Source organism: Peribacillus sp. FSL H8-0477 (assembly GCF_038002765.1).
Lineage (GTDB): Bacteria > Bacillota > Bacilli > Bacillales > DSM-1321 > Peribacillus.
The window spans coordinates 1,690,825-1,715,701 of record NZ_JBBODE010000001.1 but is presented as its reverse complement, the minus strand read 5'-3'; the positions used below and the strand labels follow the sequence as shown (position 1 = coordinate 1,715,701).

General features: G+C 37.9%; 29 protein-coding genes and 1 pseudogene. 18 read left to right on the top strand and 12 right to left on the bottom strand.

Features of this window, described 5'->3' with window-relative positions:
* Positions 1-4: 4 nt before the first annotated feature.
* Entirely contained in the window at positions 5-952 is a 948-nt protein-coding gene (locus MHI18_RS08735; RefSeq protein ID WP_340846973.1) for an alpha/beta hydrolase, read from the top strand.
* A 50-nt stretch (positions 953-1,002) separates the two neighbouring features.
* Here MHI18_RS08735 and MHI18_RS08730 read toward each other — a convergent pair whose 3' ends face one another.
* On the bottom strand, positions 1,003-1,227 hold the full coding sequence (locus MHI18_RS08730) for a hypothetical protein (protein WP_340846972.1): 225 nt from the start codon (positions 1,225-1,227) through the stop codon (positions 1,003-1,005).
* Positions 1,220-1,849, bottom strand: a complete 630-nt coding sequence (locus MHI18_RS08725) for a sigma factor-like helix-turn-helix DNA-binding protein (RefSeq protein ID WP_340846971.1) — start codon at positions 1,847-1,849, stop codon at positions 1,220-1,222. Before MHI18_RS08725 ends, MHI18_RS08730 begins: the two co-directional genes overlap by 8 nt.
* 157 nt (positions 1,850-2,006) lie before the next feature.
* On the opposite strand from MHI18_RS08725, the gene MHI18_RS08720 reads away from it, so the two are divergent.
* Positions 2,007-2,159, top strand: coding sequence for a YvrJ family protein (locus MHI18_RS08720; protein WP_340846970.1), 153 nt, complete (start codon positions 2,007-2,009; stop codon positions 2,157-2,159).
* Positions 2,160-2,264: 105 nt separating this feature from the next.
* A complete protein-coding gene (locus MHI18_RS08715) occupies positions 2,265-3,092 on the top strand; it encodes a GNAT family N-acetyltransferase (RefSeq protein WP_340846969.1) in 828 nt (275 codons plus the stop codon).
* A gap of 321 nt (positions 3,093-3,413) precedes the next feature.
* On the opposite strand, the gene MHI18_RS08710 is transcribed toward MHI18_RS08715, so the two are convergent.
* Together MHI18_RS08710 and MHI18_RS08705 are read right to left on the bottom strand one after the other, a co-directional pair.
* On the bottom strand, positions 3,414-3,950 hold the full coding sequence (locus MHI18_RS08710) for a histidine phosphatase family protein (RefSeq protein ID WP_340846968.1): 537 nt from the start codon (positions 3,948-3,950) through the stop codon (positions 3,414-3,416).
* 265 nt (positions 3,951-4,215) lie between these two features.
* A complete protein-coding gene (locus MHI18_RS08705; RefSeq protein WP_340846967.1) occupies positions 4,216-4,419 on the bottom strand; it encodes a hypothetical protein in 204 nt (67 codons plus the stop codon).
* 265 nt (positions 4,420-4,684) lie between these two features.
* Here MHI18_RS08705 and MHI18_RS08700 point away from each other — a divergent pair, with 265 nt between their 5' ends.
* The 5 genes from MHI18_RS08700 to MHI18_RS08680 all read left to right on the top strand — a co-directional run bounded on the left by MHI18_RS08700 (position 4,685) and on the right by MHI18_RS08680 (position 10,301).
* Complete coding sequence (locus MHI18_RS08700) at positions 4,685-5,770, top strand: CotH kinase family protein (protein WP_340846966.1); 1,086 nt, start codon at positions 4,685-4,687, stop codon at positions 5,768-5,770.
* Between the two features lie 59 nt (positions 5,771-5,829).
* Positions 5,830-6,180 carry a cupin gene (locus tag MHI18_RS08695; RefSeq protein ID WP_340846965.1) on the top strand — a complete coding sequence of 117 codons (351 nt, stop codon included), beginning with the start codon at positions 5,830-5,832 and terminating at the stop codon, positions 6,178-6,180.
* 86 nt (positions 6,181-6,266) lie between these two features.
* Complete coding sequence (gene dnaN, locus MHI18_RS08690) at positions 6,267-7,385, top strand: DNA polymerase III subunit beta (protein ID WP_340846964.1); 1,119 nt, start codon at positions 6,267-6,269, stop codon at positions 7,383-7,385.
* A gap of 66 nt (positions 7,386-7,451) precedes the next feature.
* Entirely contained in the window at positions 7,452-7,913 is a 462-nt protein-coding gene (locus MHI18_RS08685) for a DinB family protein (RefSeq protein ID WP_340847623.1), read from the top strand.
* A gap of 507 nt (positions 7,914-8,420) precedes the next feature.
* Positions 8,421-10,301 (top strand): bifunctional 2',3'-cyclic-nucleotide 2'-phosphodiesterase/3'-nucleotidase, encoded by a 1,881-nt coding sequence (locus tag MHI18_RS08680; protein ID WP_340847622.1) that lies wholly within the window; start codon positions 8,421-8,423, stop codon positions 10,299-10,301.
* Between the two features lie 41 nt (positions 10,302-10,342).
* Here the strand turns inward: MHI18_RS08680 and MHI18_RS08675 are convergent, their stop codons facing one another.
* Complete coding sequence (locus MHI18_RS08675) at positions 10,343-10,834, bottom strand: TspO/MBR family protein (RefSeq protein ID WP_340846963.1); 492 nt, start codon at positions 10,832-10,834, stop codon at positions 10,343-10,345.
* A 133-nt stretch (positions 10,835-10,967) separates the two neighbouring features.
* Here MHI18_RS08675 and MHI18_RS08670 point away from each other — a divergent pair, with 133 nt between their 5' ends.
* Positions 10,968-11,855 (top strand): DUF4349 domain-containing protein, encoded by an 888-nt coding sequence (locus MHI18_RS08670; RefSeq protein WP_340846962.1) that lies wholly within the window; start codon positions 10,968-10,970, stop codon positions 11,853-11,855.
* A 38-nt stretch (positions 11,856-11,893) separates the two neighbouring features.
* Here the strand turns inward: MHI18_RS08670 and MHI18_RS08665 are convergent, their stop codons facing one another.
* From MHI18_RS08665 to MHI18_RS08655, 3 genes are all read right to left on the bottom strand, one after another.
* Positions 11,894-13,261, bottom strand: coding sequence for an amino acid permease (locus MHI18_RS08665; RefSeq protein ID WP_340846961.1), 1,368 nt, complete (start codon positions 13,259-13,261; stop codon positions 11,894-11,896).
* 273 nt (positions 13,262-13,534) lie between these two features.
* On the bottom strand, positions 13,535-13,669 hold the full coding sequence (locus MHI18_RS08660; RefSeq protein WP_340846960.1) for a hypothetical protein: 135 nt from the start codon (positions 13,667-13,669) through the stop codon (positions 13,535-13,537).
* Positions 13,670-13,712: 43 nt separating this feature from the next.
* Positions 13,713-14,045 carry a phage holin family protein gene (locus MHI18_RS08655; protein WP_340846959.1) on the bottom strand — a complete coding sequence of 111 codons (333 nt, stop codon included), beginning with the start codon at positions 14,043-14,045 and terminating at the stop codon, positions 13,713-13,715.
* Positions 14,046-14,190: 145 nt separating this feature from the next.
* On the opposite strand from MHI18_RS08655, the gene MHI18_RS08650 reads away from it, so the two are divergent.
* Positions 14,191-15,087, top strand: a complete 897-nt coding sequence (locus MHI18_RS08650) for a sensor domain-containing diguanylate cyclase (RefSeq protein ID WP_340846958.1) — start codon at positions 14,191-14,193, stop codon at positions 15,085-15,087.
* Positions 15,088-15,125: 38 nt separating this feature from the next.
* On the opposite strand, the gene MHI18_RS08645 is transcribed toward MHI18_RS08650, so the two are convergent.
* On the bottom strand, positions 15,126-15,428 hold the full coding sequence (locus tag MHI18_RS08645) for a type II toxin-antitoxin system HicB family antitoxin (RefSeq protein WP_340846957.1): 303 nt from the start codon (positions 15,426-15,428) through the stop codon (positions 15,126-15,128).
* A 179-nt stretch (positions 15,429-15,607) separates the two neighbouring features.
* On the opposite strand from MHI18_RS08645, the gene MHI18_RS08640 reads away from it, so the two are divergent.
* From MHI18_RS08640 to MHI18_RS08625, 4 genes are all read left to right on the top strand, one after another.
* Positions 15,608-15,994 carry a nucleotide excision repair endonuclease gene (locus tag MHI18_RS08640; protein WP_340846956.1) on the top strand — a complete coding sequence of 129 codons (387 nt, stop codon included), beginning with the start codon at positions 15,608-15,610 and terminating at the stop codon, positions 15,992-15,994.
* Positions 15,995-16,145: 151 nt separating this feature from the next.
* Positions 16,146-16,298: a YpzG family protein gene (locus MHI18_RS08635; protein WP_081704844.1), complete on the top strand. Its 153-nt coding sequence runs from the start codon at positions 16,146-16,148 to the stop codon at positions 16,296-16,298.
* Positions 16,299-16,636: 338 nt separating this feature from the next.
* The gene (locus tag MHI18_RS08630) at positions 16,637-16,900 is read left to right on the top strand and encodes a DUF1292 domain-containing protein (protein WP_340846955.1); all 264 of its coding nucleotides are present in this window, start codon (positions 16,637-16,639) and stop codon (positions 16,898-16,900) included.
* Between the two features lie 106 nt (positions 16,901-17,006).
* Entirely contained in the window at positions 17,007-17,447 is a 441-nt protein-coding gene (locus tag MHI18_RS08625) for a peptidylprolyl isomerase (RefSeq protein WP_040374318.1), read from the top strand.
* 78 nt (positions 17,448-17,525) lie between these two features.
* Here the strand turns inward: MHI18_RS08625 and MHI18_RS08620 are convergent, their stop codons facing one another.
* Positions 17,526-17,909, bottom strand: coding sequence for an SET domain-containing protein (locus MHI18_RS08620; RefSeq protein ID WP_340846954.1), 384 nt, complete (start codon positions 17,907-17,909; stop codon positions 17,526-17,528).
* A 327-nt stretch (positions 17,910-18,236) separates the two neighbouring features.
* Between MHI18_RS08620 and MHI18_RS08615 the strand changes: the two genes are divergently transcribed.
* Positions 18,237-19,328, top strand: coding sequence for a CaiB/BaiF CoA transferase family protein (locus MHI18_RS08615; protein WP_340846953.1), 1,092 nt, complete (start codon positions 18,237-18,239; stop codon positions 19,326-19,328).
* Positions 19,329-19,384: 56 nt separating this feature from the next.
* Here MHI18_RS08615 and MHI18_RS08610 read toward each other — a convergent pair whose 3' ends face one another.
* Positions 19,385-20,341, bottom strand: a complete 957-nt coding sequence (locus MHI18_RS08610; protein ID WP_340846952.1) for an L-lactate dehydrogenase — start codon at positions 20,339-20,341, stop codon at positions 19,385-19,387.
* Positions 20,342-20,818: 477 nt separating this feature from the next.
* On the opposite strand from MHI18_RS08610, the pseudogene MHI18_RS22145 reads away from it, so the two are divergent.
* Together MHI18_RS22145 and MHI18_RS08600 are read left to right on the top strand one after the other, a co-directional pair.
* A pseudogene (locus MHI18_RS22145) lies at positions 20,819-20,920 on the top strand (YjcZ family sporulation protein); the annotation flags it as partial.
* A gap of 226 nt (positions 20,921-21,146) precedes the next feature.
* Positions 21,147-21,662: a hypothetical protein gene (locus tag MHI18_RS08600; protein ID WP_340846949.1), complete on the top strand. Its 516-nt coding sequence runs from the start codon at positions 21,147-21,149 to the stop codon at positions 21,660-21,662.
* Positions 21,663-21,720: 58 nt separating this feature from the next.
* Here the strand turns inward: MHI18_RS08600 and MHI18_RS08595 are convergent, their stop codons facing one another.
* Positions 21,721-23,259, bottom strand: coding sequence for a S8 family serine peptidase (locus MHI18_RS08595; protein ID WP_340846948.1), 1,539 nt, complete (start codon positions 23,257-23,259; stop codon positions 21,721-21,723).
* 322 nt (positions 23,260-23,581) lie between these two features.
* On the opposite strand from MHI18_RS08595, the gene MHI18_RS08590 reads away from it, so the two are divergent.
* Complete coding sequence (locus MHI18_RS08590) at positions 23,582-24,856, top strand: extracellular solute-binding protein (protein ID WP_340846946.1); 1,275 nt, start codon at positions 23,582-23,584, stop codon at positions 24,854-24,856.
* Positions 24,857-24,877 lie beyond the last annotated feature (21 nt).

Below are 24,877 nucleotides of genomic sequence, written 5' to 3'. Positions count from 1 at the left end.
GAAGATGGTACTAGATGCACAGGCCAAGCTTTATCTTGAAATGATGACCGGGATTCCGCCGCTTCATACACTGAATCCACAAACTGTCAGGGATTTACTATCACAATTGCCAGTAGAACAATCGATTTCAGCAGGTACTGGGAGGACTAAAGAATATGAAATTCCAGTAGAGGAAGGCCGTATTACTGTAAGGACGTATACACCAGAAGGACATGGGCCATTCCCTCTTTTTGTTTACTATCATGGCGGTGGATGGGTCATTGGTGATTTGGAAACTGCTGACTCTACCTGCAGAATGCTGGCGAGCCACCTAAATGCAGTTGTCATCTCCGTGAATTATCGGTTGTCACCAGAGTATAAATTTCCTATCCCATTAGAAGATTGCTATACGGCTTTAAAATGGGTTGAAGCCAATGCCGGTTTACTAAAGGGTGATAGTAAGAAAGTGATTGTCGGTGGCGATAGTGCAGGGGGGAATTTGGCGGCTGCCGTGACTATTTTAGCCAGAGATCGAAGAGGGCCGAATATTATGGCTCAAGTATTACTCTACCCCAGCTTAGATTTTGATTTTACGACAGAATCTTATCAAAAATATAGTAAAGGGTTTATTCTTACAGAAGAACTAATGACTTGGTTTGCTGGTCACTATGCTGAATCTCGAGAGGATCTGCTGAACAATCTGGCAGCCCCGCTGTTAACTGAGGATCTAAGAGGTCTTCCTCCTGCCCTTATTTTTACGGCAGAATACGATGTGCTTAGGGACGATGGACTAACTTATGCGAAAAGACTGGTCGAAGCAGGTATTCAGGTTGAATATAAATGTGAAGCCGGCTTAATTCATGGATACTTCTTAATACCGATGTTTACCCATCGTATTGAATCAACAATTGAGCGTATAGCGGATTTTCTTTCAAATGTTAAGGTGGACTTCACCATCGGGGAAGTTAAGTAAAAAAAGGCAGCTCTCCATGGAGGGCTGCTGTTGTGTTTTCGTAAAGAAATTCAAGATTTCTTTTTCTCATTAGATAAATAGTCTCCAAGAAATTGTTCGAAATTAGGGACTTTAATATCTGCAATTTTTTCGTAGGACTCTAGAATTTTGACCTTTATATCCTGTTCTAAATCTTCTTGATCTTGAAACCTGGTATTCCACAATGATTTCTTGATTTTTGGTTCAAGTGTGTTAAGTAATTCAAGCAGCTCACTTTTTGTCATTTTTTTAGCCACAATGCTTATCCTCCTTTTTGTTTGAGATTCTCTTTCGATAATTCTGTCTGATTTTATGAAGCGCTTGTTTACGTATGTTCGAGATATTTTGTGGAGTTTCTTTAAAATAAGCGGCAATTTCTTTATTCGAGTAACCTTTAATAAAGTATAGGCTTAAAACAACCCCTTGCTTATGTGTCAATTTTCGAATGGAAATAATTAAATCTTCATCACTTAAGATGGAGGATAGCTCGATTGAATAATTCGATTTGTCCATATCCATATCATAATCAAGTAACTCTAAAAGGCTTGGACCATTTTCAAATTCAGAAGCGGGTTTGTCAAGAATAGAAAGGTAACGCTCTCTGTGCTTTCGTTCTCGTTTATCGTAATCAATTGAATAAAAATGAATGAGCGAACACAGGTATTTCTGTATACGTGTGCGGTAATAAAAAAACTCGAATTTATCATTGAGCTCACTAACGTAAGGAAATGTAGGGTTTTCCAGCGCTGCAAGAAAACTAGCGCGATTTCCAGGTTGTTGTAAAAAAAGCTTGATTATCGGTTGTTCAAAAAAACTCTGATGCTTCACAATCAGGCATTCGAACGTATTCGATAGAAAAAGTATCGTTGTCTTATTCATAGAATCTCGCCCTCCTTTATTCTATAAAGTGAAAGTTTAAGAGTATAAATCAATTATAAACGAACATTTGTTCTTATTTCTATGATCCGTTCGGGCTAAATTTACTTTTTGGATAATATTTCACTTTGGGTAGTAAATCGAAAAGGAGAGGATCAATATGGAAGATGGGTCAAATTGGTTGGCTATTCTGAACAATTTTGGATTTCCAACGGTCGTATCCTTTTACTTACTACTAAAGTTTGAGAAACAAATAGAAGAGCTGACACGAGCGGTGAATGCACTGTTAGATACGGTTAATCGTGATAAATAAGAACAAAGAGGGATGTGGAATTGTTAGGTATTAGTCAGTTTATACATGAAAATAAGTAGGAATTTGATATTATATTTTTATAAAGAACTTTGGGAGTTGGAGAAATTGAATGAAGTTCAATTGAAAGAAGTAGAAGAGCTGCAGCAAATCTGTGAGGCAGAAGGGTTTAAGCTGAAGTTAAATTGGGATACGCTGCGAAGTCGAAAAAGGAAGGATTCCGACTATTTCTTTTATGAAATGAATCGGCTGATAGGCTTTGCTGCAGTCTATGATTTTGGAGATAAAGCAGAAATATGCGGGATGGTTCATCCTGATTATCGCCGACGGGGAATATTTACAAAACTTATTGATGCAGGAATTGTGGATTGCTTAGATAGAAAATATAAGACGATCTTACTAAATGCCCCGGCTAAATCAGCAAGTGCAAAGGGATTTTTACAAAGTATTTCCTGTCAGTTTGCTGTTGCTGAATACCAAATGAAGTGGGGAAAGACAGAACTATTTAATTATGAGGGAGTGAAGCTGCGTCCTTCTACGCATGAAGATGCAGAGGTAGAAATTCAATTGGATATACAATGTTTTGGGTTTTCGGAAGAGGATGCACGATCGTTTCATAAGCGTATGCGCGCTGATGAACCAGAACAGGTATTTATGATTGAAGATGAGGAACAAAGAAAAACGATTGGTAAAATTAGAGTGGATCGTAAGTCGACTGAAACCTGGATTTACGGGTTTGCTATTTTTCCAGAGTATCAGGGCCGCGGCTTTGGCAGAAGAATATTGAAGCGAGTAGTCCTTGAGGAAGAAACAAGAGGGAACGCTATTTATCTAGAGGTAGAAGCGACAAATGCTCATGCGCTGAGGCTCTACGAAGAGTGCGGATTTAAGGTAATTGGACAACAAGACTATTATCAATATCAGGTGAAAAGCTAAAGAGTCATAAAAAGGCATCCTAAAGTGAACCGACCCCTGAAAGTTAGATAATAACTTTTCGGGGCCAGCTCAACAGGGGATGCCTTTTTTTATGTAAAACCAAAGGGGGTTAACTCCTTACCTGTTTTATTGAAGGAGGAGACTTGCGGATCCGATGTGTATCTTGAAAGAAGCCTTCATGGCAACTAGGTCTTCTAAGAATTTTAAGGTTATTCAAATGAGAACCAATGATCCAAGTTCCTAGTACCGAACCTGTATTTGGCGTAAGCAGAAGGCTTTGTTCCGAAAACAAGAATGATAAATTCTTCTAGAAGTAGATTCTTACTTTTCGAAAATATATAGTTCACCATTGTTGGGTGTCGAAAATGAAGGGCCGGTAAAGCCTCGTTTTAACAGTTCTTTACGCATATATACCATCAAAGCTGCATGACTGACAATCAGAACATTTTCACTGCCTTGTTCATGGATAGCGTCAAGCGTTGCTCCAATTCGTTTCTTGGCATCTGCAACTGCTATACGTGTTTCTCTATTAAAAAAAGGCGCTAATCGAATTCGCACAGCCCAAAGTATAAAAGGAAGTCCAAACTTTCCTTTATATTTTGGTGCTGGCAGTTCACGAAGCTTGTCCGTCTGAATAATATCATTTCTAGTATAAATATGTTTGGCGGTTTTTATGGCCCTTGGCATATCACTGACATAGCATTGAGACCAGATAATCTCACCAAGTTCTGTAGAACCATATTCAATATCCGCTAAATCATAATCTAAAAACCATTGATTCAGATAGTCTGGTGTTATGTATATTCCCCTAGGTAAGGGCTTTGCTACTTTAAAATGTCTCACTAAGCCTATCTTCATTTAATTTCACCTATCCTTCAAACAATCTCTGCCGCTTCTTGTTAATCTGCTTTTATCATACCGGTAATTTAGGATCATCGCCAAGATTATGTGTGTTTTATAGAATAGAATAGAGATGATATAAAACATATCATCTCTGAATCCCACCATATAAAACCAGCTGTTAAAAATAATTAGGAGCGGCGAGACCTGCGCGAACGCGATCTTCCAGAGCGCCTTTGATTATCTGCACCCAACCTGCTTGCTAGTCGTTGGCGGAACAGCTCTAAAAGGCGGCTATTCCCTCGGGAGGATCTAGCTCCGGTTCGAGAGCCTTGTGAACGGCTTCTACGACTGCTGTTTTTATTGCTATTTGACCGCTTATTTCCAGACTTTCCGCTTCGAGACTGTTTGTTTCCAGACTTTCCGCTTCGAGACTGTTTATTATTAGATCCTCTTGTTCTTGAATTATTTGTGTTCCCTGACCCATTCTGAGATGATGCAGGTTCTTGAAGCAGGAAGTCCCCAAGACCTGATGTCAGAGCCTCTCTGAGAGCCTTTTGAATATCGTTATTCGATGAGTTTGCCAAAAAAATAACCTCCATTTTTTTAAAAATTGCCACATACTACTATACGCAGCCTGTCTTAACAATGAGTAAGGCAAAAGCTGAGGTTCAAAAAATAATAATATATTGATAGTTGTATTTGTTAAATTCCCTCATACGAATAAAGAAAAGCAGTAAGGGAGTTTTCAAATGGATGACAAGATAATTGAGTATAAATTTGATATTCATCCGAAAAATGTAAAGAAACTTCATAAGGATATTTGGTGTGATGACCTAGTACCGGCTGTGTTAATAATAAACAAACTGAAACTGGAGATTCATCTTTCTTACCGGGGCTCTCATATACGAGATTTCAAAAAAAAATCGTACCACGTAGTGTTCCGCAGTCCGAGTACCTACAGCAATGCCAATGAAGTTCATATTAATGCGGAATACAATGACATTTCTCTTTTACGAAATAAATTGTCATTGGATTTCTTTGCAGAACTGGGCATCTTGTCACCTCGCTCACGCTATATTTCACTTAAATTAAACGGTAAAAACCAAGGGATCTATTTAGAACTTGAATCTGTAGATGAATTTTTTCTCGCAAATAGAGGCCTGCCAAAAGGAGCTGTTTTCTATGCAGTAAATGATGATGCTAATTTCTCACTCATTAGTGACTTAGATAAAGGGGTTAAGGACTCGCTCATACATGGTTACGAAACGAAGTGTGGAATTACTCAGGATGAACACTATCTGCAGGAATTTATTATTCGGATAAATACGATTCCAAGGGCAGCATTTGAAAAGGAAATTCGACAATATCTCAATGTTGAGAAATATCTTAAGTGGCTTACTGGAATTGTTCTTACGCAGAATTTTGATGGATTTGTTCATAACTATGCCTTGTATTTAAATGCGGAAACACTTCAGTTCGAAATCATCCCATGGGATTTTGATGCCACCTGGGGAAGGGACGTTGATGGAAGAAACATGCCGCCGGATTATGTACGCATTCAAGGATTTAATACCTTAACAGCTCGGATTTTGGATGTAGATACCTACCGCAAACAATATCAGACGCTTCTTTTTGAAGTGTTAAAGAGCCAGTTTACTCTTGAATATTTAATGCCTCGTATCGATGAGACCTTTCAAATGATTCGACCGTATGTCCTTAACGACCCATATTTAAAAAACAACCTCTCCTCTTTTGATAAAGAACCAGAAGTTATATCACGATTTATCGTCAATCGAGCACACTATATATACCAGAATTTAAATCAACTCGACTAGATTGAATGATAAAATTGGTTTATATTGGATGTGTTAACCGGTTGAATGGAGGGGTAATTTTGGAGATATTTACTTTTGGTAAAAAGGTTGGTCAAGTAATTAACCACTTTGATTCGACATTTATTATGACGAAAATACTCAATACAAAGGCTGAAGTACGCATAAACTGCATGCATCTGGCTGAGGGTGGAATCATTGGTTATCACAAAGCGGTCGTACCGCAATTACTTCTTGTAGTGCAGGGGGAAGGGTGCGTACGTGGTATCAGCGGGGAATCTGTGGTAACAACTGGTGATGCGGTGTTCTGGGAAAAAGGGGAGGGACATGAAACAATCAGCGAAACAGGTATGATGGCCATTGTCATAGAAGCCGAAACATTAGAACCGGCTGTATTTATGAAAAAGAAATGAACTCGTAAAAGAAATGTCTATATTCAGAACGTTTGTTCCTGTATACTGTAAGTAGTCAGAAAAGTCTTTCGATTAAGGAGAATGCTATGGAGTTCGTCATAAAACGAGATTTATTCATTAAAGCAGCAACGGATATAAGTGGAATGACAGCTAATCAAACGGTAAATCCGGTCTTATCAGGAATACTGCTCGTTGTTTCAAGTAGAAACCTGACATTAGTAGGGAGTAATTCGGACATCATAATGAAACAAGTAATCCCTGTGTGTTCGGATGATTTATTATTAATTGAAGAGGGATATGTACTGCTTCCTGCAAAATTATTTTTAGACATAATGAAAAAATTACCTGAAATAATAAACGTTAAAGGACTTAGTAATTTTCATATCGAGATAACTTCTGGTGATATCAACCTTCGTCTAAATGGACTAAATCCAGACGACTACCCAGAGCTGCCCAAGATGGAAGCTGTTCAGGCTATTACACTCAAAAAAAGTGAAATTAGTGCCCTGTTTAAACAAACGGCATTTGCAGCAGCTAAAAATGGAACAAAGCCAATTTTGTGCGGTATAAACATGAGTATCAGTGAGGGGGAGATTACGTGTGCGGCAACGAATTCACATAGATTAGCCAGTAAACGGCTGCAAATAGCTAACCAAGGTATAAGGTGTTCAGTCATCCTCCCAAACAAAGGGATAAACGCATTAATAAGAATACTCGATCAAGCTGAATCAGATGTTTCAATCTTTTTCACAGACAGCTATATGATTTTTCAAATAAAAACCATCACAATGTATTTTCGATTGGTTGAGGGAAACTACCCTGATGTAAGCATGTTGATTCCAAAAGAACACCAGACAGAAATAAGCGTATCTACTAAAAGTTTTTTGGAAGGGATAGAGCGGGCAAGTTTTGTAGCTTCCAGCAGGAATCACACGATCCAATTAATCATTAACTCCAAGACAGAACTGTTATTAGTATCCGCTTCTGCAGAGTTGGGAGAAATCTCTGAAAGACAAATGATGCACAGTATTAAGAATGAGCTGGATTTGAAAATAACCTTCAATGGAGTATTCATGACTGATGCATTAAAGACCATACATACCACAGAAACAATTCTTCGTTTTGGAGGTACGATGCGGCCCATTCTTATTACACCTTTCGGAGATGATTCCTTACTGCATATCATTTCTCCAGTACGGGTTTAAGAGTCGGGGGAATATGTTTCTTGCACGTTAAGTTGAATCAGATAGAAAGGGATGAATGGTGTGCACATGTTATTTCAGTACAATTGGCAGGTTCGAGAGGAGTGGCTTCAGTGGTGCCGCGGCATATCTGCATCAGAGCTGACTAAGGAACGGGCTGGGGGCATGGGGAGTTTTCGGTTAACTCTTCTTCATATTATTGATGTGGAATACAGCTGGGTCCGGGCGTATATGGGAAAACTGGATATTGAAATTGATTTGGCTTCCTACTACACCATTGATGAGATTGAGGATCTTTCGAACAAACTCCAGCAGGAATATAGAGAATATCTTAGCGAATGGACGCATGATATAGAAAACCAGATGGTTTATGCCTCATGGCTTAATCAATCTTTTACAAAAGGTGAAATCATACGTCATATTATCGTTCATGAAATTCATCATATTGGCCAGCTTTCCATATGGGCAAGAGAAATGGAAATGAAACCGGTTTCTGCAAATTTTATTGATAGAGGCCTCGCCGATAAATAAAGAAAATAATTCTAATTAAAAGTAAAATATTTATGGTATAGTATTCTTGTATTTCAAATTATTAGGGGAGTGTGCAACATGTCATTTATAAGCAATGGGAAAAAAATTTTCCTAACTTCTTTAGCTATTGGTCTGACAACAGCACAATTTACGTTTCCAGCGAATACGGAAGCGAAGACAGTAAAATCGAAAGATCCCTTTACTATTTCGGCACCTAGTGTTGACTATAAAAAAGGTATCAAAGCTTCTGTTACCGTAACGCCTGGAAAAGGGAATAAAGGGTTAGAAACAGTGGTATTTCAACTTATCAATGGGACAACCCCAGTTACCCAAACAGCAGTGGAAACGGATATTAAAAAAGCAGAGAAGTTTACCGTATCATTTAATGCTTCAAACCCTGAATATTGGGTAAAAGTGTCCGTTGTCAGCAAGTATAATGGAAACTTTAAGAACTTTGGAAGCAGTCTGGCCAAGCCCGTTAATAATGCTCCAGTGACACTTCGTATTATGGAAACAACGGATGTTCATACGAATCTTTTAGGATACGATTATTATAAAGATGCTGTCTCTGACACTGTTGGTTTTGCAAAAACAGCTACCCTAATAAAAGAAGCTAGAAAAGAAGTGAAAAATAGTGTCTTGGTAGACAATGGCGATCTAATCCAAGGAACTCCGCTTGGTACATATAAAGCAACTGTTGAGCCATTGAAAAAAGGAGAAGTTCATCCTGTTTATAAGGCTATGAATCAGCTTGGTTATGATATGGCGACATTCGGAAATCATGAATTTAATTACGGCCTCGACTATCTAAAGGAAGCCGTTAATGATGCGAATTTCCCATATGTGAATGCGAATGTATATGTGAAGGATAAAGACAACAATCCTAAAAATGATAAGAATATGTACACGCCATATAAAATTGTGAATAAAACAGTTTACGATGAAAGCGGCGCTCGTAAAACGGTTAAGGTCGGATATATCGGGTTTGTTCCACCGCAAATCATGGATTGGGATAAGGCAAACCTTGATGGCAAAGTTGTAGCCAAGGGAATTGTTGAAAGCGCAAACAAATACGTTCCTGAAATGAAGAAAAAGGGTGCTGATGTAGTCATTGCCCTTGCCCATTCTGGTTTTAACAGTGATATTTCTGTTACAGATGATGTTATTTATTATCTTAGTAAGGTAAAAGAAATTGACGCGATTACTTTCTCACATACACATAAGGTATTTCCAGCAGCAGATGAAAAGTCATTGGATGCCTTATTTAAAGACAGTGAAGGAAAGGTTCTTCCTGGAGTTGATAATGCAAAGGGAACCATTAATGGTGTCCCAGCGGTTCAAGCAGGATATGGGGGCAGTAATCTTGGGTTAATTGACCTAAACTTGCAAGTTGTTAAGGGAAAATGGGAAGTCGTTAATTCACAATCGTCTACACGAGTAATTAATGACAAGGCAACTGGTTTTAAAGCAGTTGAAGATCCTGCTGTCGTAAAGGCAGTTACAGCCGATCATAAAGCAACAGTTGCCTATGTGAATACACCAATCGGTACAACGACAGCTCCGATTCACAGTTATTTTGCACTTGTTCAGGATGACCCTTCTATTCAGGTTGTAACAAGTGCTCAAAAATGGTACGTGGAGAAATATATTAAAACCACCCGTCCTGAATATAGTAATTTACCGATTCTATCAGTCGGGGCACCATTTAAGGCGGGACGGAATGGTGTAGAAGAATTTACGGAAATCAAGAAAGGCGACTTAACCATTCGCAGTGCTGGAGATCTTTATTTATATGATAATACACTCAAAGCAATAAAGATTAAAGGAGCGTCAGTAAAGGAATGGCTGGAGATGTCAGCGGGCAAATTTAATAAAATTGACCCGAGTCAAACAGAAGAACAAACGCTGCTGAATGATAAGTTCGCTGTGTATAACTTCGATGTGATAGATGGAGTTTCTTATCAAATTGACGTGACTAAACCGGCTCGTTATGATGAAAAAGGTTTGAAGGTGTCTGATGCTAACCGGATTACAAACTTAACCTATGATGGAAAAGCATTAGATCTTAATCAAGATTTTATTGTAATTACGAATAATTACCGAGCTTCAGGGGGCGGTAACTTCCCTATTAAAGACAAAGAATATATCGTAGATTCAGCTGATGAAAATCGTCAAATTTTAATGGATTATATTACTGAAGTAAAAGAAATTAATCCAACGGCCGATAATAACTGGTCGATAGCGCCAATAAACAGCCAAGTAAATGTAAGTTTCACTTCGTCGCCAAATGGAGCAGCGTATTTAACGGAAAATAGTAAAATCTCTTACACTAATAAGTTAAATGAAAAAGGATTTGGCATCTATAAATTCAATTTAACAGCTAAATAAGGTGAACCGAAAATCTCCCGTCTTAGGACCGGGAGATTTTTTTAGTTTTTTTGCCAAATAGAGTAATTTAATCCAAGTGCATAGGTAACCCAGCCAATATACGGAATCATTAGGGCACCGGCTATTTTATCTCGTTGATAGTATTTATAGGAAGTAATCGTAATCAGCGAGAGCATAATCGCCATCTCAATAAATGCTGTACCGCGTAGTCCCCATCTAAAGAACAGGAAGGACCAGAGGAAGTTCAGCCCAAGCTGCACATTGTACAGGGGAGCAGATTCAGGGAGAGATTCTTGTTTTTCTTTTAAAGATACTCGGTATCGAGCTATTCCCATTGTGGTATACAGACCAGTCCATGCGACAGGAAATACCCAAGAAGGAGGAGAGTATGAGGGTGTATCCAGCTTTCGGTATTTTTCTTTCGCCTTTCTTGTAGCCAATATTCCGACTAATGAACCACCAACAATTGGAATCAAGATATTTTTGATTAATCTTTGAATATCCGTTTCGCCATTTACAGTTAGAAGAGTCAAATGCAACACCACTTTCTTAAAGTAATAGTTTATTTTTACCTTCTTACTGAAACTTAAACATTTTATCTGTTATCTTGTAACCTTCCTACTTTTTAAGACGTCTTACATGTAATAAAGGTAGGAGGGACGAACAATGCTGAAAAAGTCCATATTTTTAATAACGGTCCTTATGTGCCTTTCTATACTCTTGCTGGGATGTAGTAATGACCCTGCAAAGGGGTCGAAGGATTCGGGTGAGAACAAAATTTCTAAAAATGATACACTCTCTAACAATGAAGCAGACACTAGTTCCGAGACTGAAGATAAGTCCGCCAAAGAGGGAGAAAAGATTGAATCTGAACGGATGGTCATTCACCAGGCTGAATTATACTTAAAAATAAAAAGTCTAGAGAAAACAAGCAGATGGATAGAAAAAAAGGTAGAACAGTATGGAGGATATATTGTTGAATCGACACTATCACATGAGGAAGAAATGGAAGAAGAAATGAGTGGGTCGACTATCGTCCGAATCCCCGAAGAATATTTTCAAGATTTTTTACATGATACAGAAGGTGAAGCAGCAAAGGTTTTGAGCAGAACGGTTACGGGACAGGATGTAACGGAACAATATGTGGACTTAGAATCGACACTGAAGTCAAAACGTGTCGTAGAAGCAAGATTGCTTGAATTTATGAAACAAGCTAAAAAGACTGAGGATTTATTAAAAATCTCAGCTGATCTTGCTCAGGTTCAAGAAGAATTAGAAGTAGTAACGGGGAAAATGAAATACCTCGAAAATCAAACCGCATATGCTACAGTATCATTACAGCTCATTCAAAATGGCGTAGTAGTTCCAGAAGTAAGCAATAAAAATTTAGATACATGGGATAAAACAAAAAAACAACTTGCTGAAAGTACAAACTATATCCTTGCTGCAGGATCGTGGCTAATCGTTTTTATCATTGGTAATCTACCCATACTAGTTATTTTAGGCGGAATTACATGGCTGGTTATATGGAATAGGAGAAGACGAAAAAATTAATAAAGAAAACCCGCTTCTGCTGAAGCGGGTTTTCTTTATTAATTGCGTTTATGAAGGCCGCTGGCAAAATAAATGATAGTCAAAAATCCAAGCCAGAGAGGACCTACAATTAAGGCAATCCGTGTGACAGGAGAAAAAGCTAGTACAACTGTTACAAACAGTAAGAATGCAAGTGCAACGTATGAGGTCAAGGGAAATAGCGGCATTTTGAATTGCAGCCTGTTTAAATCTTGTTTACTCATAATCTTACGTGATTTTAACTGTGTGATGAGAATAGTTCCCCATGTCCAAAGGGCTCCAAAAGTTGCAACACTAGTGACATAGCCAAATACCTTATCCGAAACGATATAATTTAAATAAACACCGAACAAGAGAACGATTGCTGAGACAATAATCGCTATACCTGGTACGCCAGACTTAGTTGTACGCTGAAATTGTTTCGGAGACTCGCCTTGCTGAGCCAAATTGAACAGCATTCTAGCCGTGCTGAAAATTCCGCTGTTGCATGACGATAGTGCAGCAGTTAGAACAACAAACTGAACAATGCCAGCAGCACCTGGAATCCCTATTTTTTCAAAGGTTAAAACAAATGGACTATTTTGTCCCGTTATAGCATCCCATGGATAAATCGATAGGATGACAGTTAGAGAGAGAACGTAAAAAATCATAATACGATAAAAGACGGTATTAATTGCTCGTTTTAAGTTTTTCTCAGGATTCTTTACTTCTCCTGCAGTAACTCCAAGCATTTCAATTCCTAAATAAGCGAACATAACCATTTGGAAAGACATAATGAGACCTGTAACACCATTAGGTAAGAAACCGCCATGTTCAAAGAGATTAGCAAAACCAATTGCATCTCCACCATTACCAAGACCAAAGAAAATCATACCGAAACCTACGATAATCATTAAGACGATAGTAATAATCTTAATTAAGGCAAACCAGTATTCTAATTCTCCATATGCTTTGACAGAAAGAAAATTAACGGTTGTCATAATAAGTAAGGCAGCAAGAGCCCAAGCCCATTGTGGGGTATCTGGAAACCAAAACTGCATATAGATACCTACAGCCGTAATCTCTGCCATACAGGTAACAATCCATAAAAACCAATAATTCCATCCTGTGATATAACCCGCAAATGGACCTATGTAATCTCGTGCATATCGGCTGAATGAGCCTGCTACGGGATTTTTTATGGCCATTTCTCCTAATGCTCTCATGACCAAGTAAATGATAAATCCGCCAATGGCATAAGAAACGATAATTCCTGGTCCAGCAAGCTTGATTGCAGAAGCGGATCCGAGAAACAGGCCAACGCCTATGGCAGCACCAAGCGACATTAGTGTAATATGCCGTTCTTCAAGCCCCCTTTGTAGTTGAGGATCTTCTTTAGTATTCTGCATGTGTTCTTCACCTTTTCTTCCGTAGTATCATGGATGTAATAGAGTTATTAATTCCTGGATTACATGTCTCCATTTTTTACAATATTCGAAATTAACATAAGTAATGATAGCCTGTTAAATATCGTTTGTAAAGCGAGCACCTTTAAGTAACTGTACTTCCATAATTATGATGGGTAATGAATGGAAGCAGGTGTATCAAAGGGACTAATCTATATCTTGTATTCCCGCCCAAATTCGGCTCTGCGTTCAGGCGGAACCTGAATAAAAATCATATTAGCTGGATTGGTTAGGATAATGATTCGTAATGACAGTAGAATCTGATACGGGTTGACCAACAATATATCCTGAAGAAGTAAAACCACCTATAGCGACGGCTAATACTATAAGAATACGCTTGAAATATGACAAGTTACCTCTTTCTTTTTTTTGAAAACAGATGAATAAATGGGTGTTACTCCTTTTTTGTAAGCAGACCTTGCGTAAATCCTAACAAAATTGAACCAATAAGTGCACCCCAAAAAGAGGAGATGACAAACCCATCAATAAAGAAAGCCGTTATATAGAAGGTAAGTGCGTTAATCACAAATGAAAACAATCCGAAAGTTAAAATCGTAATGGGCAAAGAAATAAGATGGAGAAAGGGCTTAACGAGTAAATTCATAATGCTGAGTAAGAAAACAGCAAGTAAAGCAGTCCCATATGAGGCAATAGATATTGAATCAAGAAGCCAATCAATGATGAGAAGAATGAGGCCGCTTATTAAAAACCGAAAAATAATGTTCATGGATTCTTCCTCCAGTCCGCTTCTTTATTATTTCTAAAGTACCACAACTGACTTTATTTCGAAACCAATCTCCTATTAGCATTCCCTTTATATAGTAAAAGAGAATGATATAATGATTCTAGGATAATAAGGGAGGTTTTAGATCATGCTTGTGCCACCGATAACCGATGAGCGAACATTCTCTAAGATAATGGGCGAACTATTAGATGTTGCCAACCTCGTAATAGGTGAGAAGCCTTTTCTGATCAGTTATATTAATGAACGTACGTATAAATCTCTAAAGGTAATGAATCATGAAGTATTCACAGAAGGAATGATGGTACCTATTGAAAAAACGTATTGCCATCAAGTTTATAAAAATAAGAAACCAATCGTAGTGGATGATATAGAAAATGCTGTCAAAGATGACAGAAAGCAAATGGTGAAAAAGCTTAATCTATGTTCATATGCAGGAGTGCCTATCCTTTTAGGTGATGGCTCTGTATTTGGAACATTCTGCGTGTTTGATCAACAACCTAATATGTTTGACGAAAAAACAATCAGTATCTTAGAGAAACTTGCCTCTTTTCTAGCATATGCGATTGATTTGCAAATCATAAATGCGAAAGACCCCATGACAGGCTTATACAATCGAAGGTTCTGGGATAAAGTATATGATGATCTTCCTGAACATGATGGGGTGCGTTCGATTGCCATCATGGATTTGGACTCCTTAAAACAGGTTAATGATCAATTAGGTCATGAAACAGGTGACCAATTAATTAGAACCTTCAGTAAGATCATTCATGAAACAATTCCCTGGGATGCGTATGGTTTTCGAATAGGAGGAGATGAATTCAGTATTGTCTTTTATAATAAAAATACGGATCAATCAAAACCGTTTATCGATGAGATTATGACGAAATGTCATCATGCAGACATTAAGCTTTCAGCAGGTATGACAGATACCCAAAAAACTCCTTATGAAAACTTAGTTACTAGGGCTGATCAATTATTATATGAGGCTAAAAGCAAAGGAAAGAACCAACTAAGTGAAGGGTAAATCCCCCATCAATAGGTTGATGAGGGAAGGATGAGAATTTATACAGTCACGTAATCTAATTCAATTCGAAAAGGTTTAATGTCTTCACTCTCAATAAAGTCTGCAAGCTCAATCTTTTCAATGGGTGTAGGTACAGGAAGCAGTATTTCTTCGTCAGCAGCCATATCCATAGAAATAGCAAGGAAATCCTCAGCTGCTTCTTTGGCGTCATCACGATTGTCTCCCGTCGTGATTGCCGGCAGTCCAACTGCTTGTAAATCGGGGAAAAAGACATGAACTGTATAGTCTTCTTCTTTATTTGGGTGTGCTTCATAATAGTAAACAGCTGCATATGTAGTCATTGTTTTTCCTCCTGAATGGTTAACTTCTTTCTATATTGTAGCAAAAGTTTCCCTAAATAACATAGATGGGCCTCATCATTTAAGGTTTGTTTGAACTTAGTGAACTGGCGGAGTGCTTGCACTTAATCCATCACCTATGATAACATTTACCTTTACCCATACAGAGGAAGTGAACTATAGTGATAAAAATTGATATTCCAGCATCAGATATAACGATTACTCAACGAACACAAGTCATTGAAGGTGACGAAGCAGTCATTCCATCAATTTTTGGTTTCATTGATTTTCATTTAATTCCAAGGGATAAGGGCGGCATTATCATGTTTTATAATGATGAAGATGAGCTTCTTTTCGTTGGTAAAGCAAGAAAACTAAGACAACGCGTTAAGAAACACTTTGAGGATAATGTATCACCAATCAAACTTCACCGTAAAGAAGTGACTAAGGTTGAAATCCTTGTGGTTGAAGATCCGATGGAACGTGAAATTTACGAAACCTATATTATCAATATGCGTAGAGCAAAGTACAATGTTGATAAAGTGTTTTATAATCTTAATAAAGAGTAATCTCTCATCGAAGAAAGAGCTGACTGCATTTGCATTCAGCTTATTTTTGTGAAAATCAAGTATGATATCTTGGCTGTTATCGAATACTATTCTTGATATTCTTTTGAATATCGCTCCAGCGTATCCGATTCTAACAATGAGGTGATATGGAATGAGCTACCGTGAACAGTTAGATCCACATTCGCAGCAGTTTCACCATAATTGGACAAGACCTAAGCGTTCTAAATCTCAAGTGAATGGGCACACCCAAGAATCACAGCAAACCATGATCCTTAGAAGTAATGCTAAGGCTCACAGATGGTAAAGGATGCTGCTGGGAGAAAAGAGGAGGCTCGCTAGGAGTCTTCTGGGCTGTCGAGTAACTTCGACAGCCTTTCTCATTTTATAGCGATTCTCTTCCTATTCTAAGGGCAGGTTCGTCTATATGTTGTTTCTTTATAGCTGACTCTTGCAATATTTGCTTGGCTTGGTATGATGATGAAGTACACTTTATAGAGAGTCCATTGTAAAAAAGGCTCAAATGAAAATTGAGTTTAGTGGATAAAGGCAGTTTTTTAAATTAATCTGCTTTTAAGTCGTATGAAATTGTTTGAATAATGGAAAGATAAGGTATTATATTAACAAAAAAGAGGAGAATGAGATATGGAAAAAATTGAAATAGGCGATATCTTTACATTAATTGATGAAAATGATGTAGAACAAGAAATTGAAGCACTTGGAAAGTTAGATGTTGAAGGTGTTGAATACATCGCTGCAGGAATCGTTGATGATATTGAGCGTGAAACAGAGGAAGATATTGATATTTTCTTTTTCAAAGTAGAAGAAGATGGTCAGTTAACTGATATCGAAACAGATGAGGAATTTGAAAAAGTTTCTGCTGCATTCGAAAAGAGTGTAATGGGCTAACCCCTTTTTGTCAGGGAGAAAGAAGATAGAGAAATACGAAAGAATAGCACTTTCTGCTCTTTCTATCTATAATAAAGTTTACTGAGTAAAAAGGAGATGTTTTGTTATGGCGAAAAAAGGATACATACAAATGGAGAATGGTGAGAAGATTGAGTTTGATCTATTCCCGAATGAAGCACCAAACACGGTAGCTAACTTTGAAAATTTAGCTAACACAGGCTTCTATAACGGCGTTGTCTTTCACCGTATAATCCCTGGCTTTGTAAGCCAAGGTGGAGATCCAACTGGAACTGGTGCAGGTGGAAGCGGTACGACAATTAAATGTGAAACAGCAGGCAATCCGCATAAACATCTTGCAGGAAGCCTTTCTATGGCTCATGCCGGTAAAGATACAGGCTCAAGTCAATTCTTTATCGTTCACGAACCGCAGCCGCATCTTAATGGTGTTCATACTGTCTTCGGTCAGGTAACCTCTGGTCTGGAAACAGCTAAAAACATGAAACAAGGCGACAAAATGGAAAAAGTTGTTGTTTTTGACGCTGAATAATGAAAGTGAGAGAGCAGAAATGCTCTCTCTTTTTTATTATAAATAAAAAAGGAACCCTTGAAGGGTTCCGCTGCATAACTATTCTTTGTCTTTATTAAACCAAAGCGGTTCGTTGTCATCGACTTCGCCGTTATAGTTAATCGTTATCTCTTCACCAGCTTTAATATCTGTGTATGCTCTGAAATCAAAGGTATGATTATCAAAATTAATGTCATACGTGGCATTAGGTGTGTATGAGTGATTAAACAGCATACCATATCCTAAGAGGATCGCTGTATGGTTTATACCATATTCGAATGCATAATCTGCAAGCAGTGTTTTTTCGATGTGTTCATGTTCGGCATTTGGATAAGCAATAACGGGTGCCTCGTGCAGGATTTCTCCTTTTTTTATATCACGTTGTGCAAAAACCCCTCTATTAAACTCTCCGTCGCTAAGTGTAGAACTTTTAATTTCAATCATAATAGTCACCTACGCATTCTTTTACTTTATTGTTCGTTCCTTTTAATTGTCGCAGTTGACAACAATGAAAGCAACTTTTTTCATTATTCGATCAGAAATTGCCCTAAGAAATGAGAAAATATGTAATGAATGATTAGAGGAGTTGAATAGACAATCGCCTTGTAAACCGTAATTTACCAGAAAATATTGTGCTGTACAAATAAAATGAAGGCGTTTTCAAATAAAAAAAGGGTTTTCCATAAAAGTAGAGTATTAATAAAGGAAGCGGGGATTTTACCCTAGAAAAGCCTATAAGCAGTTAAGAAGGAAAAGGATGGTGTACAGTAGTTGACATTATTATCAAATTTAAAAGTACTTGATTTTTCAACCCTTTTACCAGGTCCCTTTGCAACTTTAATGTTGGCTGATTTAGGAGCGGATGTTTTGAGAGTGGAAAGACCAACGGACGGGGAAACCCGCTCTATGGATCAATATCTTAACCGCTCAAAAAGATCAATAACTCTTGATTTAAAACAAGAGGAGTCGATAGAGGCAGTTAAAAAGATTGTGAAAGAATATGATATTGTGCTTGAACAATTCCGTCCAGGTGTAATGGAACGTTTAGGCTTAGGATACGAGGAATTGAAAAAAGTGAATCCTCAGCTGATTTACTGCTCGCTGACGGGATTTGGTCAGACGGGTCCATATAAATATCGCCCAGGACATGATATTAATTATTTATCTATTGCTGGTTTATCTAGTTATTCTGGGACAAAAGAAGACGGCCCTGCCAAAAATGGAACACAAATTGCTGATCTCGCTGGCGGCTCACTGCATGCGGTCATTGGGATTCTATCTGCAGTCATTTTTCGTGATCGAACTGGAGAGGGACAATCGATTGATATAAGTATGACCGATTGCAGTTTCTCATTAAATGCCTTATCAGCCCCTCTGAATTTACAAAGTGGTATGGAGCTTAAACCAGAAAAATTGCTATTAAACGGCGGGTCCTTTTATGACTATTATCAAACAAAAGATGGGCGTTACTTCTCTGTCGGAAGTTTAGAACCTCCATTCCGTAAAGCTTTATGCGTGGCCCTAGAAAGGGGAGATTTAGCAGAGATTAGTATGCAAAATGATGACGAAAGCATTCGAGTATTTAAACATGCCATAAAGGAAGCGTTTTTGGAAAAAACCTTTGCAGATTGGCAAGAAGTATTTGTTAAATATGAGGCCTGCGTTGAACCAGTGCTGACATTTACAGAAGCGGTTGAACATCCACAGCTTAAGGAACGCGGCATGATTGTTGATGTTCCCGATGGAAAGGGAAACACCCAAAGGCAGATTGCTTGTCCCATTAAAACCTCTGTTTTTAAACCAGAATACAAACATGTTGGTCCTAAGGCAGGAGCTAGTAATCAAGAAATTCTTATTAACTAATGTAAAAAAGGAGAAAAAAACACTTGGTGTTTTTTCTCCTTTTCTTTTCTTAAATTTTATTGTTCTTTAAAATTTGGAGCTAAGATTTCTTTTAAAACATCCGCACTGTGTTTAAATTGTCGACGTTCTTGTTCACTAAGCGTTAATTCAACAATTTCTCTTATCCCGTTACGATTGACTACAGCTGGAACCCCTATATATACGTCTTCTGTTCCATATTCTCCCTCGAGATAAGTACTAACAGTTAGAACGCTGTTTTCATTGTTTAAGATGGCTTTTGTAATCCGGGCCAGACCCATGGCAATACCATAAAAGGTTGCGCCTTTTTTCTCAATAATTTGATAGGCTGCATCGCGGACATTTATAAACAGCTCATCTAAATCTTTCATCGTATACTCTGGGTTTCTTTTAATCAATTCCGTAATGGATACACCCCCGATATCAGCATGGCTCCAAACGGGTAGTTCTGTATCACCATGTTCTCCAATAATATAAGCATGAACGTTAGCTGGAGCAATATCAAAATATTCGCCGAGCATGAAACGGAAACGGCCCGTATCTAAGATCGTACCACTGCCGATTATACGTTCTTTTGGCAGACCGCTGAATTTCCAGGTTGCATATGTTAAGATGTCGACTGGATTTGTGGCAATTAAGAAGATCCCGTCAAAACCACTCGCCATAATTTCTTCCACAATTCCTTTGAAAATTCTTAGGTTTTTTTCAACAAGAGCTAAGCGCGTTTCACCTGGTTTTTGGTTAGCTCCTGCACAAATACATACTACATCTGCATCTTTACAATCTGCATAGGTGCCATACCATGTTTTTGTTGGATTCGGTGCAAATACCTTCCCATGATTTAAATCCATGGCATCACCCATTGCTTTATTTTCATTTAGATCAATAATGACTAATTCCTCAGTAATAGATTGATTTAATAGGGCGAATGCATAACTACTTCCGACAGATCCAGCACCTATAAGAGCAACGCGATTAACATTTCTTTGTTTCATATGACAATTCCTCCATTCAGTTATTCATGATGTATGTGAATTCTTTCACAATCTTTAATATATCTTCATTTTGCACCTTAGGACACAAAAAAGCAATATAAAGAAAAGAAGAAAAATCCAATTTTGTCTGCAATTTGTCTAATTTGTGAAGAACTAAATCATCTAATCACCAAGCACCTTCAAAGTAAAGGTGTGACTAGTTGTTATTATTATCAATAAGTTCAAAATTATCCCTGATAATAGGGCGTAATACCTGCTTTAATAAGGCTTTTTAAGAAGAAAAAAAGGAATTTATGCTTGATTGTTTAAAATATGAAAAAATGAATAAAAACCATCTAATTCATGAACAATTCATGAACAAGGGCTTTTGATATTTATATAAATAAAGTTCGTTAAATGAGTGTCACTTGCCTAAACTGTGCATAAACTGCTATTACCCATGTAAGTACTCCTTCTAAAAAAAGGAGATGTACCAATATGTCAGGTGGCCATGAAGGTGTTGGATTTGGTGGAGGTTTTGCTTTTATCGTCGTTTTGTTTATCCTGCTCATCATTGTAGGAGCTAGTTTTGTAGGCGGCGGCGGCGGTTGCGGCGGCGGCGGTTACGGCGGAGGCTACGGCGGCGGTTACGGTGGATGCTGCTAAATGATTTTCAAAAAGTCGATCTTTCATTAGATCGGCTTTTTCTTATGTAGATGAATTCGTAAGAATTGATAATAATTACTAGTTATAGCACGACGATTGGGGGTATCAGAGTATCATCCTTCATTAAAGGACCTAGAACTAGTAAAGGAGGGTGATATCCATGTTTGGACTAACGGATATTGTGAAATTCTTGTTGTCCTTTTTTCTGATTATGCCGATCATTACGCTTATTCACTTGAGCGGTCATATTTTCTTTGTTTCAATTTTCGGAGGTACAGAAAAGAAAATCTATATTGGATGCGGAAAAAAACTATTCTCGTTTTTGACTATTGAAGTGAGAAAATATTACTTTTGGAATGGTTCGTGTGAGTTTAAAAATTTAAAGCATGATAATCGATTCACAAACATGATGATTTACATTGGTGGATCTTTATTTAATCTAATCAGTATGCTGCTTGTATATAGCTTGATTTACCAGGATATTATCGAGGGATCCGTGGTATGGTATCAGTTTATTTACTTCTCATTTTATATTATGTTCTTCTCTCTGTTCCCCATGTACTTTGCAGATGGATCACCAAGTGATGGAAAGGCTGCAGGTCTGGCTTTGAAGAATCAACTTGAGGAAAAAGTAACCGATGATTTGTTTGTGAAGAAACAAGACGATATGGACTAACAAATGTCTAGAAAAAGGACGTGCACTCGGCACGTTCTTTTTTGTATGCTTGTATTTTTTAATTCGTATACTTCTTTATTTCATCATAGAGCAAGGCACACAGTTCCTCGGCCGGTTCATAATACCTTTCGTAAAACGCAGTTCGATTACCAGGACCATAGGCTTCGGTGAATGGTTCTTTTTGGTTTAGGAGTTCTTTCAGAGCAGAGAAATTCTTAACAGTTTGGTCAGTAATTGTATCAGCGTACCAATCTTCTTCTAGTAATACTTGATAATATTCAAGTTCTTGCGCATAATCAAGGGCATTTTTATAGGCATGAATCCTACTGAAATGTTTATTTACTACATTTAGTTTCGTTGTTAACTCTGCTTTTACTTTCTTGTTTTTCACTTTCTTTACTGTCGAAGCTGCTATTGTATATTCTTTATAGGCTTTTTCTTCAGTCGACGAATTTGATTTTGGAAAGTAATAAGACGTTCCTTCCTTCTTCACGTTGTATAAGCTTCTAAGTCTTGGAACAAAACTCTCTGCTGATTCAACCGCTTTTCTTCCATTCACTTCATCGCTTGGAGGGGATTGAGCTAGTTTTTTAATAGGAGCCTGAATACGGCCGTAGCCAAATGAGTTGTCTTTCCCTTTAGTACCCAAATCAATTGAAGAGGCAGTTAATTTTGCTGCAAGCTTTTTACCGGATAGTCCGGTAGCTTGTTTATAAAGAGCGAGCGTTCCTGCAACAAATGGGGCGGCCATAGATGTTCCGCTATACGTACCAAATCCACCAGGTAACGTGCTATAGATTTTATAGCCTGGAGCAGTTACCGTTATTCCGCTTCCTTTATTCGAGAAAGAGGCTAAGGAAGTGCTGGTTTTTAATGCACCGGTACCTACTACACTTGGGTAACGGGCAGGATAGCTTACGTTATTCTTCGCTTCATTGCCAGCGGCGGCGACAACAACGATCTCCGCTGCAGCTGCTCTGTCTACAGCATCCTTAAGATAGAATAGATCTTCATTAATTCCCATGCTTAAGTTAATGATGTCCATCTTATTATCGATACACCAATTTATTGCATTGATGACATCTGAGACATAACCAGTGCCATCTTTGTCTAATGCTTTTAACGCATAGAGTTCTGATTTAGGTGCTACCCCAATCATGCCAATTTTATTGTCTAATGCACCAATTATTCCAGCAACATGTGTGCCATGACCATTATTATCACGATAACTTGTTATCCCTTTAATAAACGATTTACCACCTGCAACTCTTAAATCCTTATGAGCCGTATCCACACCTGTATCAATGATGCCAATCTTTACACCCTTTCCGTTATAATTTAGCTTCCAAGCTTTATTTGCCTTAATGGTCGTGACTCCCCACCCCACCTGTTGTCCAGCAATCCCAATGATCTTATCCTCATAAACCTGGCCCCCGCTTTTTTGAGCTAGCTGTAAGGCACGTTCTTCACTCTCAGTTGTTTGCTGAACAGTTCCAGTTATCACCACATACCGTTTACCAGCAGCAGTCACAGCCTCTGCACCCGCCAAGACAAAAACAAAAACAAAAACAATAACCATAGCTAATAGCTGTTTCATATTTTTCCTCCATGGCTGATACAGCCTTTTAATAATAAACGGGTTTAAGTATAAAGAGATGAGAACATGGTGAGTGAAGGGGAGAAAGGAGAAGTTTAAACCAATATTTGGTATTTATATCAAGAATATTGTACCAAAATTCAACTAATTTTTGGGAAGGTTTTTTTGTGAAAAAGTAAATAAATCAGGCATGAAAAAATAGCCTGCGAGAAAAGCTTTCATTGTAAATTATCGGATATTTTAATAGTTTTATCGGATAGTTAAAAATGAGTAAGATAGGTAAAATAAAATTGTAAGCGCTTAATAAAGGGAGGGAATGCATGTGAAGAAAGTTGGGATGATGGTTTTAGGTCTGTTTTTGCTTTTTGGGTTAGCTGCCTGCAGTAGTGATGAGAAAACTTCAGGAAGCAGTGAAATTGAATTGACGGTTTGGAATGATTGGACGGAAGAGCGGCCGGAAAATACAGTTTATAGAGACATTATTGCTAACTTCAATAAAGAAAATAAAGACATTGAAATTAAAATTGAAAGTATTCCGCATGATCAATATGAAACAAAGTTGAGGACACAGGCTGCTGGCAAACAACTTCCGGATATGTTCAGGGTTTGGCCAGGGACTAGAATTACTCCTCTTGTAGAAGGAGATGCCTTATTGTCACTTAATCCAATTATGGATAAATGGAAGGATAAAATCCCGGAAGCAATCTTAAAAGATTATGCCGTGGATGGAGAACAATATGCAATTCCTGCGAACATTAGTGAAACTAGTTTAATTTTTTATAATAAAGAGCTTTTAGCCAAAGCGGGATACGATACTTTCCCGACAACATATGAAGACTGGAAAAAGTTGATTACAAGTTTAACAGATAAGGATATTACACCGATTGCTCTCGGGAATAAAGCCATCTGGCCCTTGCAATCTGTTTATATTTCGATGATTGCTGATCGATTTACTGGCAGTGAGTATTTAGCTGATACGCTCAATGGTAAACAATCTTTTACAGATGAGCGATTTGTGAAAGCGCTGACTGTGATTGATGAGTTAACCAAGCTGAATGCATTTAATGAAGATTTAAATACAATTGATGAAGCGCAAGCAAGAACGATGTTCATAAGCGGGAATACAGCTATGCATGTTGCCGGGTCTTGGGCGATTGGTCCGATTCTAAATGATGTTGAAGATGCAGATAATATTGGATTGGCACCTTTTCCGGATTTCGGAGGAGAAGGAGATATTAATAAAATGACAGGAGCAGCTGGTGGCGGAATCGCATTAAACAGCAGCTTAAGTAAGGAAAAACAGGAAGCGGCATTTACTTTTCTTGAATACTTCTACAATGATGAATTATACACAAAATTGATGAAAGCCAATATTATTGTTCCTGTTGAACTGGAAATGGATGACAGTGTTCCAGGGATATTAAAATCAGCAAATGAATTTGCTCAAGGTGGGGGAATTGCTCCAGTATATGATGCATCATTAACCCCAGAGTTAACAGATGTTATTAATAACGGATTGCAATCCATTACGCTCGGTGAAAAAACTCCCAAAGAACTAGCAGAAGAAATGCAGAAGGCGTACGAAAAAAATAAATAAGAACTTCAGAGGTTGCCTGAA